The 15,549-nt window shown below is 66.2% G+C and carries 10 protein-coding genes; 3 read left to right on the forward strand and 7 right to left on the reverse strand.

Going from position 1 to position 15,549, the window contains the following annotated elements:
* Positions 1 to 27 precede the first annotated feature (27 nt).
* Positions 28 to 474, forward strand: coding sequence for a TadE/TadG family type IV pilus assembly protein (locus tag J4E58_RS22485; protein ID WP_007928690.1), 447 nt, complete (start codon positions 28 to 30; stop codon positions 472 to 474).
* Complete coding sequence (locus J4E58_RS22490) at positions 471 to 3,239, forward strand: PAS domain-containing sensor histidine kinase (RefSeq protein WP_087092540.1); 2,769 nt, start codon at positions 471 to 473, stop codon at positions 3,237 to 3,239. The genes J4E58_RS22485 and J4E58_RS22490 overlap by 4 nt, the downstream gene beginning before the upstream one ends.
* Here J4E58_RS22490 and J4E58_RS22495 read toward each other — a convergent pair.
* The 6 genes from J4E58_RS22495 to pbpC form a co-directional block, all read right to left on the reverse strand.
* A complete protein-coding gene (locus J4E58_RS22495) occupies positions 3,224 to 5,149 on the reverse strand; it encodes a TadG family pilus assembly protein (RefSeq protein WP_087092541.1) in 1,926 nt (641 codons plus the stop codon). The two genes, J4E58_RS22490 and J4E58_RS22495, sit on opposite strands and share 16 nt — an antisense overlap.
* 166 nt (positions 5,150 to 5,315) lie before the next feature.
* Positions 5,316 to 5,873, reverse strand: coding sequence for a DUF4136 domain-containing protein (locus tag J4E58_RS22500; RefSeq protein WP_007928685.1), 558 nt, complete (start codon positions 5,871 to 5,873; stop codon positions 5,316 to 5,318).
* Between the two features lie 41 nt (positions 5,874 to 5,914).
* Complete coding sequence (locus J4E58_RS22505) at positions 5,915 to 6,526, reverse strand: DUF4136 domain-containing protein (RefSeq protein ID WP_087092542.1); 612 nt, start codon at positions 6,524 to 6,526, stop codon at positions 5,915 to 5,917.
* 12 nt (positions 6,527 to 6,538) lie between these two features.
* Positions 6,539 to 7,288, reverse strand: coding sequence for a methyltransferase (locus J4E58_RS22510; RefSeq protein WP_007928683.1), 750 nt, complete (start codon positions 7,286 to 7,288; stop codon positions 6,539 to 6,541).
* Complete coding sequence (locus J4E58_RS22515; protein ID WP_053259493.1) at positions 7,288 to 7,590, reverse strand: MazG-like family protein; 303 nt, start codon at positions 7,588 to 7,590, stop codon at positions 7,288 to 7,290. The genes J4E58_RS22510 and J4E58_RS22515 overlap by 1 nt, the downstream gene beginning before the upstream one ends.
* A gap of 66 nt (positions 7,591 to 7,656) precedes the next feature.
* Positions 7,657 to 9,969, reverse strand: coding sequence for a peptidoglycan glycosyltransferase PbpC (gene pbpC / locus J4E58_RS22520; RefSeq protein ID WP_256583200.1), 2,313 nt, complete (start codon positions 9,967 to 9,969; stop codon positions 7,657 to 7,659).
* Between the two features lie 217 nt (positions 9,970 to 10,186).
* On the opposite strand from pbpC, the gene J4E58_RS22525 reads away from it, so the two are divergent.
* Positions 10,187 to 10,480 carry a hypothetical protein gene (locus J4E58_RS22525; protein ID WP_007921634.1) on the forward strand — a complete coding sequence of 98 codons (294 nt, stop codon included), beginning with the start codon at positions 10,187 to 10,189 and terminating at the stop codon, positions 10,478 to 10,480.
* An 80-nt stretch (positions 10,481 to 10,560) separates the two neighbouring features.
* Here J4E58_RS22525 and J4E58_RS22530 read toward each other — a convergent pair whose 3' ends face one another.
* Positions 10,561 to 15,465 (reverse strand): alpha-2-macroglobulin, encoded by a 4,905-nt coding sequence (locus J4E58_RS22530; protein WP_087092544.1) that lies wholly within the window; start codon positions 15,463 to 15,465, stop codon positions 10,561 to 10,563.
* Between the last annotated feature and the right edge of the window lie 84 nt (positions 15,466 to 15,549).

Raw genomic sequence — 15,549 nt, forward strand, 5'->3', positions numbered from 1 at the left:
CTACTAGCAGTCAGGGTAGACGCCGCCGTGAAAGTCGACCTGCCAGAAAAACAAAAAGGTGCCGTGGCCATCGAGTTCGCCATGGTCTTCATCATTTTTTTTGCCGTGTTTTATGCCCTGGTCAGCTACAGCGTGCCGCTGCTGATGGTGCAGTCCTTCAATAAGGCCACTGCCGAAGCGGTGCGGCGCAGCGTCGCCCTGGACCCCGCCACGCCCGGCTATGACGCCGCCCTGATAGCGCGCGCGAAGAACACCTTGCGCGAGCAACTGACCTGGATTCCGCAGGCCTTCAACTTCAATGCCAACAACGCCAGCGATGCCACCGTGACTTACGCGGGTGGCCTGCTCACGGTCCGTGTCCACTACTCCACCGACAAACTCAGACAGGTCATCCCCTTCCTGGTGCTGCCGGGCCTGGGCAGCGTGCCCGCTCTGCCCGCGAACCTCAGCGCCCAGTCGAGTCTGCAATTTTGAGCTCGGGCGACAAACTCCTCGGGCGTTTTCTCGGCCGGACGACGCCCCAGGCGCTTCCTCCCGCGCCGCCCCTGGCCACGCCCGGGGTCGGCCTGCTGGTGCACCTGGACCACAACGCCCAGGTGCTGCAAATGACCGGCCCGCTGCGCCACGCCCTGGCCCAGCCGCCGGCCGCCGAAGGGCCGGCGCCGCTGCTGGACTACCTGCTGGCGCACAGCGCGCTGAGTGTCGAAGGCAGCCCTGGCGACTGGCAGGGGCATGTGCTCGATCTGGACTTCCATGGCGCCGGCGGGCAAACCCTGCACCTGCGCGGCTGGGTGCAACCGTCCACCCAAGGCTGGCTCCTGCACCTGCTGGACATCGGCGACCTGTTGCTGGAACGCCAGCAGGCGCAGCAACGCCAGGACTGCCAGCAGTTCGCCGCGCAGATCAGCGAACAGCTGCGCCTGTGCAGCCTCTTCCGCCTGCCCGAAGTGCTGCATGAACAACTCCATGCCCTGGCCCGGCACTGGCATATCCCCTGCCTCGCCCTGGCACTGCTCGACGACCTGGAACAGGGCTGGTACATCCACGGCCTGTATCAGGCCGCCGATGCACCGCAGCTGTGGCACAAGGGCCAGGTCCTGGGCACCGGGCTGGACAGCCTGAACGGCAATGCCCCGCAGTCGCTGATCTTCACTCAAGGCCTTGGCGAGCATCCGCGCCTGCAACATGCGTTCGGCAGCAGCGAAGGCTTTGTCGTGCCCTTTCGCGACGATCACGGTGTCGCGGCCTGGCTGCTCTGCGGCCTCTACCCGGTACGCCAGCAGGCACCGCAGTTGAGCGAACGGGACTGGCTGCAATTGAGCGCCGCCCTGGCCGGGCCCTTGCTCGGACGTTTGCGCGAACAGCAGCACCATCACCAGCTGGAGCGCCTGGAGGCCTTGCAAGGTTTGCTCGGCACCGGTTGGTGGGAGTTGTTCGCGCAAGACAACGAGATCCAGCTGGCGCCGCAGCTGGCCCTCAACCTGCTGCTGGAACCCCAGACCCGGCGCCTGTCGCTGCAGGCCTGGCTGGCCCTGATCCACCCCGCCGATCGCCAGGAACTGAGCAGCCGCCTGCAAGAGCTGCGACAGGGCAAACCGCTGCTGCTCTGCGTACGGTTGCAGCGGGCCGACCCGCAGTTGCCGGCCATCTGGTACCGCCTGCAGGGGCAAGCCCTGGGCATTGGCCAGAACCAGCGCTTCGTCGGTTTCATGCTGGACATCAGCGACATCAAGAATCAGGAGCAGCAGGCGGCCGCGGCCCACGCCCGGCTGGACAACCTGATCGCCCATTCGCCGGCGGTGATCTATGTCCAGCGCTATGTCGAGGGTGCGCTGCAGCCGACGTTTTTCAGCGACAGCCTGCAGCCGTTGCTCGGCTGGACCCTGAACGACTGCAACGACGGCGCCCTGGCGGAACGGGTGCATGCCGACGACCGCGACCGCTACTTCGAGCGCAACCGGCAACTGCTGCGCGAAGGCGCGGTGCGCAGCCGCTACCGCCTGCTCGACAGCCGTGGCGAATACCACTGGGTGCTCGACGAGGCCAGGCTGCTGCGCGACGACCTGGGCATGCCGGTCGAGGCCGTCGGCCTGTGGCTGGACGTCACCGACGCCACCCTGGCCGCCGAGCAGATACGACTCAGCGAGGAGCGTTACCGGATCCTGGTGGAAGACTCCCCGGCGATGATCTGCCGCTACCTGCCCGACCTGACCCTGACCTTCGGCAACCGGCCCCTGGCGACCTACCTGGAATGCCCGCCCGAACAACTGGCCGGAGCCAACCTCGGTGACTGGCTGTCCGCCGAACAACACGCCGCCTTCGTGCAACGCATCCGCCAGCTGACCCCGGAATTTCCGGTCAGCACCGCGGAAATCAACCTGCAACTGCCGGGGCGCGAACATGCCTGGTGGGTCTGGTCCGACCGCGGGGTGTTCGACGAGCAAGGACGCCTGCGGGAGATCCAGGCCGTCGGCCGCGACAACACCGAAGTCCGCCGCTCCCAACTGCAACTCATGCAAAGCGCGAAGATGGCCACCCTGGGCGAAATGGCCACCGGGCTGGCCCATGAAATCAACCAGCCGCTGAATGTGATGCGCATGGCCATCGTCAACGTGCTCAAGCGCCTGAACAACGGCGACGTGCAACTCGACTACCTGCAGGACAAGCTCAAGCGCATCGATGCCCAGGTCCAGCGGGCCGGCCGGGTGGTGGACCACATGCGGGTGTTTGGCCGCAGCTCGGAGATCGAGCAACAACCTTTCGATCCGGCCCAGGCGGTGGAAGGCTGCCTGTCGCTGCTGGCCGACGGCATGCGCGGCAAAGGCGTTGAATTGCGTGTCGCGCCAATCGACTTCAACGTGCAGGTGCGGGGCCATGTCGATCAGCTTGAGCAAGTCTTGATCAACCTCCTGGTCAATGCCCGGGATGCGCTGCTCGGCCGGCGCGAGCAGGATCCGGACTTGCGGCCCTGGATCGCCATACGCGCCGAACATGACGCGCAGCGGGTGCGGCTGCTGGTCGAAGACAATGCCGGCGGCATCGACCCGCGTCTGCTGGGGCGCATCTTCGAACCGTTCTTTACCACCAAGCCGGTCGGCGTGGGCACCGGCCTGGGGCTCTCGGTGAGCTACGGCATAGTCGAGAACATGGGCGGGCGCCTGAGCGTGAGCAACACCGGCGAAGGCGCCTGCTTCTGCATCGACCTACCGCTGGTACAGAGCGATCAGATCACCAGATAGGCCCGGCCGGTTTGGCCGCAGGTGATGTTGGCTCCCACCTCGACCTTGCCCAGATCGATGCCCAACACCGCCAGGACATTGTTCAGCAATGGGTCCAGCAACGGGCCGAGCAAGGCGCCGATAGCCGTGGCCAGCAGGCCGACTACGGTGTTCAACGCCGACAGCAAGGTATTGAGCACCACCCCGAGCAGGCTGCCGATGCTGGGCGGATGCGTAGTCAGAGTGATGCCGGTCAACGACGCACGCAGGCTGCTGACCACATTGGAGGCGGTCACGCTGTGCCAATCGTCGTCCGCCAGTTCCTGCTTCATTTTCGGCGGATTGACGAAGGTGAAATTCGGCTCGTGGGTACCGGCGACCGACGTGTCGATCATCAACTCGCTGCCACCACCGGCAAACGAGACGCGTGCCCCACAAGGGCCAAGCAGCCCCTGACAGGTCCTCGCTCCGATATCCACCAGAGGCAACGGGCTCACGCTGACTTGAGCGGTCGAAGACGCCCAGTTGCTGGCGTCCACTCGACCGACCTTGAGCTTGACCGCGGAGGTGGTGGTGTCGACGGAAAGGCTGTTGTCGCTGTCGCTGACGCAGGTATAGCCGGTGACATGACTGTCGCCGGCCGCCACTTCAAGGCTGACATCCAGGTTCGCGCCGTTCGGCAGGATCAGCAGGTCAGTCTTTACACAGGGGCCACCGAGCACACAGCTGAGATTGGCACTGAGCACCGTATTGAGCGTGACCACCACCGGCGACAGCAGGGTATTCACCGCCTGCAGCACGCTGTTGATCAGCGAGAGATCCACCGTCAGCAACGCCCGTACCTGAGCGGTACGTACATAGATGCGATTGGGTCCCAGCGGGTCGACGGCGGCCAGTTCCGGGTTGCCGATGGCGAACTCGGGAGGTGAAACGATCTTGACCCGGGTGGTGACGCCCGCCAGCCCCAACACACTCACCGGCAGCTCGACCGCCGCGGCGCTCTGGCTGCTGGCCAGTTGCAGGAACGCCTCGACCAGGCTCAGCAATTGGACGTTGGCATCCAGCCCGGAGTCCGCAGTGCCGGTCTGCAACTTCAACAGGTCACCCAGTTTCACCGGAGCCGTATTGATCGCAGCGGCCTTAATGCTGCCTAGGGCTGTCAGCACCTCGAGGGTGGCGCCATTTCTCTGGGCCACGCTGATGGCGGTCTGGAGCAGTTGGGTAATGTCGGTATCGACGTCGAGCAGTTCGCTGTAGTTTCCGGCGCTCACATTCAGATCAATGGCCAGCTGCTTCAGGTAACCGAGCAGGCTGATGTCGGTATCGACCAGGCCCTGCCAACCGAGCAGGCTGACATTGATCGCGCTACCCGCGAGGCCGCTGAGGGCGCCGTTCAACAGATTGAGGTCGACCAGCGTGCTGCGAATCGTCAATTGCGCCAGCGGTGGCTTGGGTTGAGCCGCTACCGCCGTGGCACTCAACGAGGTCGTGGTGCTGACGGGATTGTCGGAAAACAGATTGGTTACGCCGAGGGCGATGCTGGTGGGCACCGCTTCACTGACCACCACTCGGATGGCGCTGGCCTGACTGGCGTTGGGGCTGAAGGTGCGCAAGTTGTCGGCACCGGTCTGCAGCGAGCCACAGGTGGCTGTCAGCGGTCTGTCGTCTCCCACCACAAAGCCGTTGCGCGCCGCGCTTTCTCTGGCGAATGCCGCCGCGCTGCCCCCCGCCAGGCAATTGCCGCCCCGCGCCACCGCCTCCAAGGCGGCGTTATCGGCCACTCGCTGCAACTCGCGCTGATCCAGGTACAGGCGCCCGCTGTCGACTACCACCAGCGTGCACAACACCGCCGTGCCCAACGCCAACGCCCCTATCAGACCAATAGCGCCACGCTGCCGAGCCGGTCCGGAAAACTGCGTGCGGGAAAACATGGAGCACTCCTTTGCCGGCGCACCGCCGGGCGCAATCTCCGCTGGGTGAAAGGAGTGTAGTCAAGGCTGGAATACAACGCTGGCGACTTGCCAGCGCTGTGTTTGGGCAGGGTGCCGTTGGGGCAAGAGCCTGTGCAGCCCTCGCCCCGTGGTGGAATGCAGCAACTTACCTGGGCGGGTAGTTCGCCAGGATCCGGCCGACGGTCTCCCTGATCGCCGTGCTGCGATCGGCGGGGTTCGGCGTGCTGCTGAGTATCTGCTCGTCGCTGCCGCGCCACACCAGCTTGCCGTCCTTGCCATCGAGCAGATCGATCTGGATGGTGGCGACCTTGTAGGTGATGTTGCGGGTTTCGTTGTACATCGGCGCGCCCCAGTAGCCGTTCCACGGGCCACCCCAGCCGCCGCCGTAATTGGTGGTGACCTGTTGCTGGCGGTTCTCGACGATCAGGTAGGTCTGGACGTTGAGATCGGCCTTTTTGCCCGCTGCGGCTGGACGCAGGCCGCGCTGGTCGAGCTGATCGCTGACGGCCTGGCGGATGCGCTGCTCGGTGAGGTCGCTCTTGATCCGCGGATCGTCGGGGCGGTATTGCAGGGCGGGTTCCTTGAAGCTCCAGCTGCGATAGGCCGCGAAGTCGCGGCTGGCATCGAAGTCATGGTTGACCTGGTTGGCGGCGCAGGCGCTGAGCAGCGCGGCCAGGGCCAGTAAAGCAAGAGGGCGGAACATGATGTTTCTCCAGAAGAGCAAATGCACCTGAAGGGATGTCGCTAACTAGGAGGATACGCCGCCATAGCCTTTTCCACAGCCTCGCGCAGCGCATCGGCGCGCTCGCTCAGGCTGCCCTGGCTCGAGGTTTCCGCGCTGGCGCTCCACACCGGCTGGCCACTGCTAGCGTCGAACAGGTTGACCCGTACCACCACGACTTCCACCTCGTAGGTACGCACCACCGGCACTGTGTTGTACATGCCGTAGCCGGGGCCGTAGCGGTTGTAGCCATAACCGCCGTAACCATAGCCATAGTCGTCCTGCACCTGGCGCAGGCGCTTTTCCAGGTGCAGGTCGGCGCTGACCCACAGGTCCGCCGGACGGTTGTCGTGCAGCGGGCGCAGGCCGCGCTGGTCGAGGGCGTTGCTGACCGCCTCGGCGACCTGCGCCGAATCGGCCCAGGCCGAGCCATTGGGCAGGCGCCCGTTGCGCCAGGCCCAGCTGCGATAGCGCCCATAGTCGCGCTGGGGCGCGGGGTAGGCGCTGCGGTCGAAGGTCCCGGCCGCCTGTGGCGGCGCCGGCGGCAGTGGATTGGAACTGGCGACATAGGGGTTGGGGCTCTGGCAGGCCGCCAGCCCCAGGCACAGCACAAGCAAACCAGCGTGGCGTTTCATTTCGAGCTCCGCTCAGACCGGACGACAAATCCAGTGCAGGTAACGCCCAAGCCCGGCAAAGCTTGGGTGACGACGATGGGCCAATTCCATTTCCAACAGGTCCAGCAACTCGGCGCGGGCCTGGAATTCCACCGGCATGTAGTCATGGAAAACCCGTACCCCGCTCTGGGTTTCGACCCGCCACAAACCGTCGAGTTGCGCCGCCAGTTCCCGCGGATCGAGGGGCTGTTGCGGGGTCAGGCTCTGCTTCTCGCCGGCCATGTCGTTCTTGCGCATCTTGCGAAAGTGGCCCTTGAGCAGGTTGCGATAGATCAGCGCATCGCGGTTGTAGAACGCCAGCGACAGCCAGCCGTCCTGGGTGGTCAGTTGATGCAGTACCGGCAGGATCGCGTGGGGCTCGGCCAGCCATTCCAGCACCGCATGGCACAGCACCAGGTCATAGGGTTCGGTGAGCTGGCCCAGCAGGTCCTGCCAGGGCGCCTGGATAAAGGTCGCCTGTTGGCCGGCCTCGGCGAAGCGCTGGCGGGCACCCTCGAGCATCGGTTCGGCCGGTTCGGCCAGGGTCACCTGATGGCCACGCTGGGCCAGCCACAGCGACATATGCCCCAGCCCGGCGCCGATATCCAGCACCCGCAGCGGGCGGTCCGGCAAGGCTTCGGCCAGGTCGGCCTGGAGCACCGCCAGGCGGATCGCGCCCTTGGCGCCGCCGTAGATCTTTTCCGCGAAGCGGGTCGCCAACTGGTCGAAATGACGGTCGCTCATCAGCCGAACCGCCGTTCGCTGTCGGCCAGCTTGCTGCGCACCACCTGCTCCAGGTCCAGGCCCAGTTCGCTGCACAGCAGCAACAGGTAGAGCACGATGTCGCCGACTTCCTGGCCGGCATGGGCCAGCTTGTCGGCCGGCAGTTGCCGCGACTGGTCTTCGCTCAGCCACTGGAAGATCTCCACCAGTTCGGCCATCTCCACGCTGGCGGCCATGGCGAGGTTCTTCGGGCTGTGAAATTGCCGCCAGTCATTGCGATCGCGAATGGCATGCAGGCGTTGGGTCAGTTCGTCTAGGTTCATCGGGGTCTCCTGAAGGCGTATAGCTTCGGGGGGATGGCGGATGAAGGCAAGGCCCGCACCGCCCCCTCAATCGATAACGCTGAACTCGACCCGCGCCGTCTGCCCGCCTTCGTCCAGCACGCTGAGTTGATATGGCCCCAACCGTTCGAAGCTGGCGTTGATGCTGTCCTGGTTGGCACTCTCGCCCAACGGCTCGCCGTTGACGAACCACCAGCGCCGGCCACTGCCGCCCAGGGCCGACAGCTTGAGCCGCAGCAGTTCCTGGCTGGCCGCCGGGCGGCGCAAGCGATCGCCCTCGCGCACGCCGACGATGGACAACGGCGCCGCTGCCGCCAGGGCCGGCCCCGGGCACTCCGGGTCGTTGGCCGGCAGGCGCGCTTCACGCCGTTCGATGCGCGGCAGCCAGGGCTCCAGCGGCGCCGGCCACAGCGCGATATCCCGCGCCTGCGCCCCCGGGCACTTGGCGTCGACCCGCAGGCCCTTGGCATTGACCCAGACTTTTTCCAGCAGGCCGACGCCCAGGGGTTGATCCGCCGCCTGCAAGGTCGGCGGCGTGGTGCCGTCCAGGGTCCAGGCGAAACGCTGGCGGCGGCAGTTCGGATCGCTGCGGCTCATGGGCTGGCCCAGCGGCCAACAGATCGCCGCCACCCCGACATTCATCGGTACCGGCTGCACCGGCGCGCTGATGCCGCGCTGGCTGTCGCGGTTGATCAGCACATCGTGCACTTGCAGCATCAAGGGCGCTGCCGAAGCCAGGCCGAACTGGCCCGGCACCGGGGTGCCGTCCGGGCGGCCGATCCAGATGCCGATCAGGTAGCGCGGCCCGACGCCAATCGCCCAGGCGTCGCGAAAGCCGTAACTGGTGCCGGTCTTCCAGGCCAGCACCGGACGCTGTACCAGCTCGGCTCGCGGGTCGCGGTCCGGGCGCGCCTGGCCGCTGAGAATGCGCCGCACGATCCACGCCGAACCGGGGGACAGCAAGGGCCGCTCGCGCAACTCATCATCCGGTTGCAGGCGGAGGCTGGCGCTCTTGCCGCCACGGGCGAAGGCGCTGTAGCCGCTGACCAGATCCTCCAGGCGGCTGCCGGCGCCACCGAGAATCAGCGCCAGGTTCGGTTCCGCCAGCGCCGGCAGGGTCAGCGGCATGCCGCCGATGCGCATCTCGGCGGCAAAGCGTTTCGGCCCGTAGGCTTCCAGCAGTTGCACCGCCGGCAGGTTCAGCGAGGTGGCCAGGGCGGTGCTGGCCGACACCGCGCCGCTGAACCCCATGGAGAAGTTGCCCGGCCGGTAGTCGCCATACCGCCGTGGCACGTCCTGCAGCAGGGATTCGGAATGGATCAACCCGGCATCCAGCGCCATGCCATAGAGGAAGGGCTTGAGGGTCGAACCCGGCGAACGCATGGCGCTGATCATGTCCACATGGCCGAAGCGCCGCGCATCGTTGATATCCACCGAGCCCAGGTAGGCGCGCACCGCCATGGTCTGCTCCTCGACCACCAGGATCGCCGCCGAGGTGTGTTCCGGCAGGCGCGCGCGCCAGCCCAAAAGCAGGTCTTCCAGGCGCCGTTGCAGGTTGGCGTCCAGGGTGGTGCGGATCAACGGCGGGCTGTCCGAGCGATTCAGCCGGCGCGCCAGCAGGGGCGCCAGGCTCGGCTCCAGCCGCGGCGCCAGCAACAGGGGTTCCTGCAAGGCTTCGGCCACCGCCGATTGCGGCCAGACCTGGAACTGCGCCAGGCGCTGCAACACCTTGTCCCGGGCCGCCTGAGCCCGTGCGGCATGCCGGTCCGGGCGCAGCCGACTCGGCGCCTGGGGCAGTACCGCCAGCAGCGCCGCTTCGGCGTGGGTCAGGTGCTGCGGCGACTTGCCCAGGTAAGCCCAACTGGCCGCGGCCACCCCTTGCAAGGTGCCGCCGAACGGCGCGCGGTTGAGGTAGAGCGTGAGAATCTGCTGCTTGCTCAGATGCCATTCCAGCTGTGCGGTACGCCACAGCTGGCGCAGCTTGCCGTGCCAGGTTCGCGAGTGAGGATCGAGCAGGCGCGCCACCTGCATCGACAGGGTGCTGCCGCCGGACAACACCCGCCCGCCCGTGAGGTTCTGCCAGGCGGCACGCGCCAGCGCCATCGGGTTGACCCCGGGATGGCTGTAGAACCAGCGGTCTTCGTAGGTCAGCAGCGCGTCCAGGTAATAGGGCGAGACTTCGTCGGTGCGCACCGGATAGCGCCAGACGCCATTGGCATCGGCAAAGCGCCACAGCGGCGTGCCATCCTCGGCCAGCACCACCCGCGCCAGGTCATCCTTGGGCAGCGGCAGCGGCCAGATGCGGTCGGCCAGCCAAAGCCCGGCCCACAGCAGCAACAGGCCGCCCAGCACGGTCCGCAGGATGCGCCAGCCTCGGCGACCGCTTGGTTGCGGCGATGGCAAGCCGGGCGACTGTGCCTGGCCAAATATTCGCCACCAAAAACTGCGCAGGCGCGATGCAACTAATCGAAAAATCAAACCCGCGAACCTCTATGCTTGGAACGGAACTCGCCAGCGCGATTGATGGCCAAAGGCTCAGGTCTGGCAAGCACGCCAACTTTTTCATCAGGATGCACGCATGCAGGTAGAAAGCTTTTTTGAATGGCTCGGCCAGGCGCTGGGCTCGGTCATACGGTTTATCGTCGATGGTCTCAGCGGTCTGTTCAACGCCCTGACCAACGCCGGCGGCAACTTTATCGACGGCTTGTCGCGGGCGCTGGGCATGGACACCTCGATCATCAGCATCATCACCCTGATCGTCGGGCTGATGCTGCTGTACTCGGCGGTCCGCGCCTTCATGCGCGCCTCGATCGTCATGGGCATCATCTGGCTGCTGCTGGGGTTGTGGCTGCTGAGCTGGGTGGTGCACTGACCGATAGACGACCGCTGCGCGGTCGTATCGCGAGCAAGCCCGCTCCTACATGAGGAACGCGCTTGCCGCGATCGCCCTTCTCAACGCCCCTTGATCACCATCTCCGGCAGGGTTTCACCCACGGCCTGCCAGTTCGGCCGGTACATCGACTCCACTTGCGGCGGCGGCACACGGTAAGTGCCGGGCGTGACCGCGCGTGCCAGGTACAGCAGGTGCGTGACGCTGTCGTAGCCATCCAGGTTCAGCGCCGCTACATAGCGGTCATCGCGGAACTCCTGGTGCTTGAGGCTGGCGTTCTGCATCGACTCGCGCCATTCCTTGACCTGGCTGCTGGCGTTTTCCAGGCTGGCGGCGCTCTGCGCCAGGTTCTGGTTTTCCAGTTCCAGGCCGGCCGGCAGCAGGTCCACCACCAGCGCATCCGGCACCCGTTGCTTGGCGCTGACCGCCAGGTGCACCAGCACCAGGTCGCCGCTGCCCAGGGCTCGCAGGTTCAGTGGCTGGCCGTTCATCCCCAGGTATTCGCGCCGAATACTCAGGTTCTCGCCACCGGCCAGCGGCGCATGCTGTGGATAACCGGAAATGGTCAGTTGCTGGTACACCGGCTCGCTGCCCTGATTGCTGATCGACAACGGCGACGCCAGCAACGCGCCTTCCAGCTTCAGGCCGGGCTGGCTGTTGTTCAGCTCGCGGCTTTCGGCGCCACTGCTCAGTTGCGCGGTCCAGTTGGCTTCCGGCTTGCCCAGCAGGCCACGACCGGCGAGGAACAGCGAGTTGCGCTCCTGGGTCGACAGGTACGGGCTGGCCGCCAGTTGGTCGGACAGCTCGAACAGCCGCTCCTCGCGCTTGCCCTTGGCCAGGTCGTGCTCTTCCAGCAACGCCAGGATCAGCGCCTGATCCCGTAGCGGGCTGCCGTAGTCGGCCAGCCAGTCCTTGCTGTTGCGCGAAGCCGCCAGGCCCGCGGTCAAGGCCTGCTCGGCCCGTGGCTGGTCGCCCATTTTCTGCAAGGCGATGGCCAGCTGTACCAATGGCAGGCCGGAGCGCGCATCGGTACGCCGTTCGAACAGGCTGCGCAGCGCGCCCAGCGGCGCCTGTTGGCTACGTGCCAATACCAGCCCGGCGTAGGCCTGCACGGCAAAGCGCGTGTGCTCGGCATTTTCGCTGTAGTTGACCTCGATCAGGTTGCGCTCCTGCAGGTAACGCAGCAGGCGTTCGTTGGCCTTCTTCAGCGCCTCGGCCGGCACCGCGAAGCCCTGGTCGCGGGCCCGCAGCAGGAAGTCGGTGACGTAGGCGGTCAGCCAGTATTCCTCTTCGCCGTCCGCGCCCCACAGGCCGAAGCTGCCGTTGTAGCGCTGCATGCCCAGCAGGCGTTCGATGCCCAACTCGATCTTGCGCTTGCGCTCGGCATCCGGCTCGCCTTCCAGGCCCAGGCGTTTCAGGCTGACGGCATCGGCGTACAGCGCCGGGTACAGGCCGCTGGTGGTCTGTTCCAGGCAGCCGTAGGGGTAGGCCTTGAGTGCGCGGATCTGCTCGCCGAGGTTCAGCGGCGGCCGGCTCGACAGGCTCAACAGTGCCTCACGCCCGGCCGGCTCGAATGCCGCCAGCTCGCCTTCCGGCAGGCTCCACGGCTGATCCTTGAGTACCGCGCGGTAATGCCTGAGCAACGCCGGGTAAGCCGGTCGCACCCCCAGGGTCCATTCGCGGCTGAACGGTGGCAGGCTCTCGCCCGGAAGGTCCAGGCCATTGACCAGCACCTTGACCTTGCCCTGGCCGAAGCCGCCCAGCGCCCGCACCGGAATCCGCAACGTGGTGCGCTGGCCCTGGGTCAGTTGCACGCTCTGACGGGTTTCGTTGACCAGCGCCAGCTGGCCTTCGGCGCTCAGTTGCACATCGAGTTTCTGCGCCTTGCCCGACAGATTGGACAGGTCCAGCGCCAGGGTGGTCTGGTCGCCGCCGGCGAGGAAACGCGGCGCCGACAGTTCGGCGATCAGCGGTGCGGCGATCACCGTCTTGCCTTCGGCCATGCCATAGCGCTCGTCGGTCCAGGCCTGGGCCATCAGGCGCAGTTCGCCGTTGAAGTCGGGGATGTCGACGCTGACTTCGCCTTCACCCTGCTCGTTCAGGGTCACCGGCGCGCTTTGCAGGGCGACTATGGTGACGCTGGTGTCCGGACGCTTGCCGCCCTTGGCCAGCGCCGCGTCGCCACCGAAGGCCAGGCTGGCCAGGCGGCCCTGGCCGGCCTCGATCAACTGGCCGTAGATATCCAGCTGGTCGGCGCCATAGGCCTTGCGCCCGAACAGGCTGGAGTACGGGTCCGGGGTCGGGTATTCGGTGATGTTGAGGATGCCCACGTCCACCGCCGCCAGCAGCACATGGGCCTGCTTCGGCACGCTGCCATCGGCGTTCCTGGCCTGGATCTTCACCTTGAGCGGCTGTTTGGGGCGCATTTTTTCCGGCGCGCTCAGGGTCAGGCCGAGCTTGCGCTGGGTGCGATCCAGGGGCAGGTGCAACACGCCCACCGCGCGTTTCGGGGTGATGTTGGCCTTGCGCTCGCCGGGGCGGATCACCAGCGCACTGACGTACAGGTCGTGGCGCGCCCATTTCGGATCGAGTTTGATCGCATAGCTCTTGCCTTCGGCCGGTACGTCGATTTCCTGCCACCACAACGGACCGTCGCTGGACTCCACCAGCAAGTAGCCCTTGCCGGCGGCCGGCGGGGTCACCGTGACATTGGCGGTGTCGTCGTCGCCATACAGCGGTTTGTCCAGCGCCAGCTTGACCTGGTCGGGCCGCACCGCGCCGCCTTCGGCGTTGTCCTGGGAACGGTAGCCGGCCCAGAAACGCAGGCTGCTGACCAGCCCGGTCTGCGGGTCTTCGACCTCGACGCGATAAGGGCCCCACTCCACCGGGAAGCTGACCTTCGCGGTATCGCCAGCCTTGATGCTCAGGACCTGTTCGTCCTGGGTGAGGAATTTCTCGTTGAAGTGATAACTCCAGCCGTCGCTTTCCGAGTAGTTCCAGTAGTAGTCGCGGCGCTCGCGCACCAGGCGCACCTTGAGGTTGTCCGCCGCCAGCTTCTGGCCTTCATTGTTGGCCACCAGTAGCTCGAACTCGGCCGGGCCGTCGCCGTCGGTTTCCGCACCGTCGAACAGCGCGCGCAGCCCCGGCAACCTGTCCGCCGGCCATACCGGCAGCACCACCCGCCGGGTGATCGGGCGACCGCCCGACTCCTGCAGGCTGCCCTGGACGATCAGTTGCAGCGGCGAACGGGCCTCGGCCCATTTGCTTTCCAGGGCGATCAGTTCTTCGCCGTTTTCATCCAGCGTCGACTCTTCTATCTCCAGGTCCTGGCTCAGCTCTTCTTCGGTGACCGAGCCGAACTGGTAGCCCGGCAAGGCCTTGACCGCCTCGCGCAGCGGCCGCACATAGATCTGGCCGCTCAGGCGATTACCGGCGGCCGGGGCGCCATACAGGTAACGGCCGTTGACGCTGATCTCGACGGTCTCGTCCGGTTTGAGCGGTGTGTCGCTGCCCTTGAGTTCCAGCGCCAGGCGCTCGGGCAGGAAGTCTTCCACGAGGAATTCGTACAGTTGCGGCTTGCCGTCGCCGAGGTCGAACACCAGTTGCCAGCGCCCGGTCGGCGCTTCGCCGGCCAGTTGCAACTGGTACTGATAGAGCCCCGAGGCATCGGCGTCCCAGACGAACTTGCGGCTGACCTGCTCATCCGGCCGGCGCACTTCGACGCTCACCGGCTGCGGCTTGACCGCATTGCCGTCCTTGTCCCGCAGCAGCGCGTTGAGCAGCACGGTTTCGCCCGGGCGATACAGGTCGCGGGGGCCGAACACGAAGAACTGCAACGGATGGGGCTGGGGGCCGCCGATATTGAATTCGGCCAGGTCCAGGGCGGCGCCGTTCAAGCGCAGCAGGCTGGTCTGCTCGCCCTGGTGGGCCAGCAGCACTTCGGCTTTCTTCGGCAGCGGCAGCTCGGCATGGCCGCCCTTCTCGGTCTTGCCCTGGCCGAGCACGCGGCCTTCGCCGTCCAGCAGTTCCAGGCTGACGCCGTCCAGCGCCTTGCCGCCTTCCAGGGCCTGGGTGAAGACATCCAGGCGGTTCTGGTAACGGTGCACCGACAGGCCGATGTCGCTGAGGGTGAACAGGGTCGCCGGTTGCGAATAGTTGTAGGTGCCCGAGGCGCGCATCACCGCCAGGTACACGCCCGGCTGTTGCAGCGGCTTGAGCCCGGCGATCGGCAGCAGCAGGGTTTCCCGGGTATTGCGCGCCGGGTTGAGGTCGAAGCGGCCGCCATACACCAGGTCGGCCATCGGCAGCAGTTCCCGGGACTCGTAACTGTGCAGACTGTTATTGCGCCCCCACTGAGCGAGGAACACCGGCAGCGACTCAGGCTTGATGCGGAAGAACTCGACATCGACCTTGTCGACGTTCAGCGCAATCACCGGCAGGCCTTCGGCGAGGCGGGTCGGCAACAGGGTGCCGCGGCTGGCGAACCCGACCGTGGCCTGCAGGTCGCGGGTTTCCAGGCGGCTGACGTATTCGGCGGCCAGGGTCGCGTCGTTCACTGCGCGCAGCCCGGCGTCGACGGTCAGCACCAGTTTGCGCTGCGGCTCGAGGTGGCGCAGGCGCAGCTCCATGAAGTTGTCCGACAGCTCCCAGGCGCCGTCGACCTTGCCGCTCTTGCTGTCCACCAGATGCAGCTTGTCGGCGAACTTCTGCTGCGGGTCCAGGGGCACCGAGAAACTCACCGACAGGGTGCTGGCCCCGTCGAGCTGCACCTCGGACACATCCACCACGTTCAACTCGCGACCGGCGTAGCGTTGCTTGAGCACAGCGACATCCTGCACGGGCCGGGCCTTGGCCGCGGGCACTGCCGCTGTCGGAGCCGAAGGGGTCGCCGCCTTGTCGGAGGTCGAGGAATCGCAAGCGCTCAGCAAGGCCAGCGCACAGGCCAGGAACAATCCTTTGTTAAACATGGGGCACTCATTGGCAGGAGTCTCGAAGGGTTGAACTATATCTCACCGCCGTCCGGCTGGCTGTGGCGCAGCGCACATTGATCG

Source organism: Pseudomonas sp. FW305-25, assembly GCF_017351415.1.
Lineage (GTDB): Bacteria > Pseudomonadota > Gammaproteobacteria > Pseudomonadales > Pseudomonadaceae > Aquipseudomonas > Aquipseudomonas chlororaphis.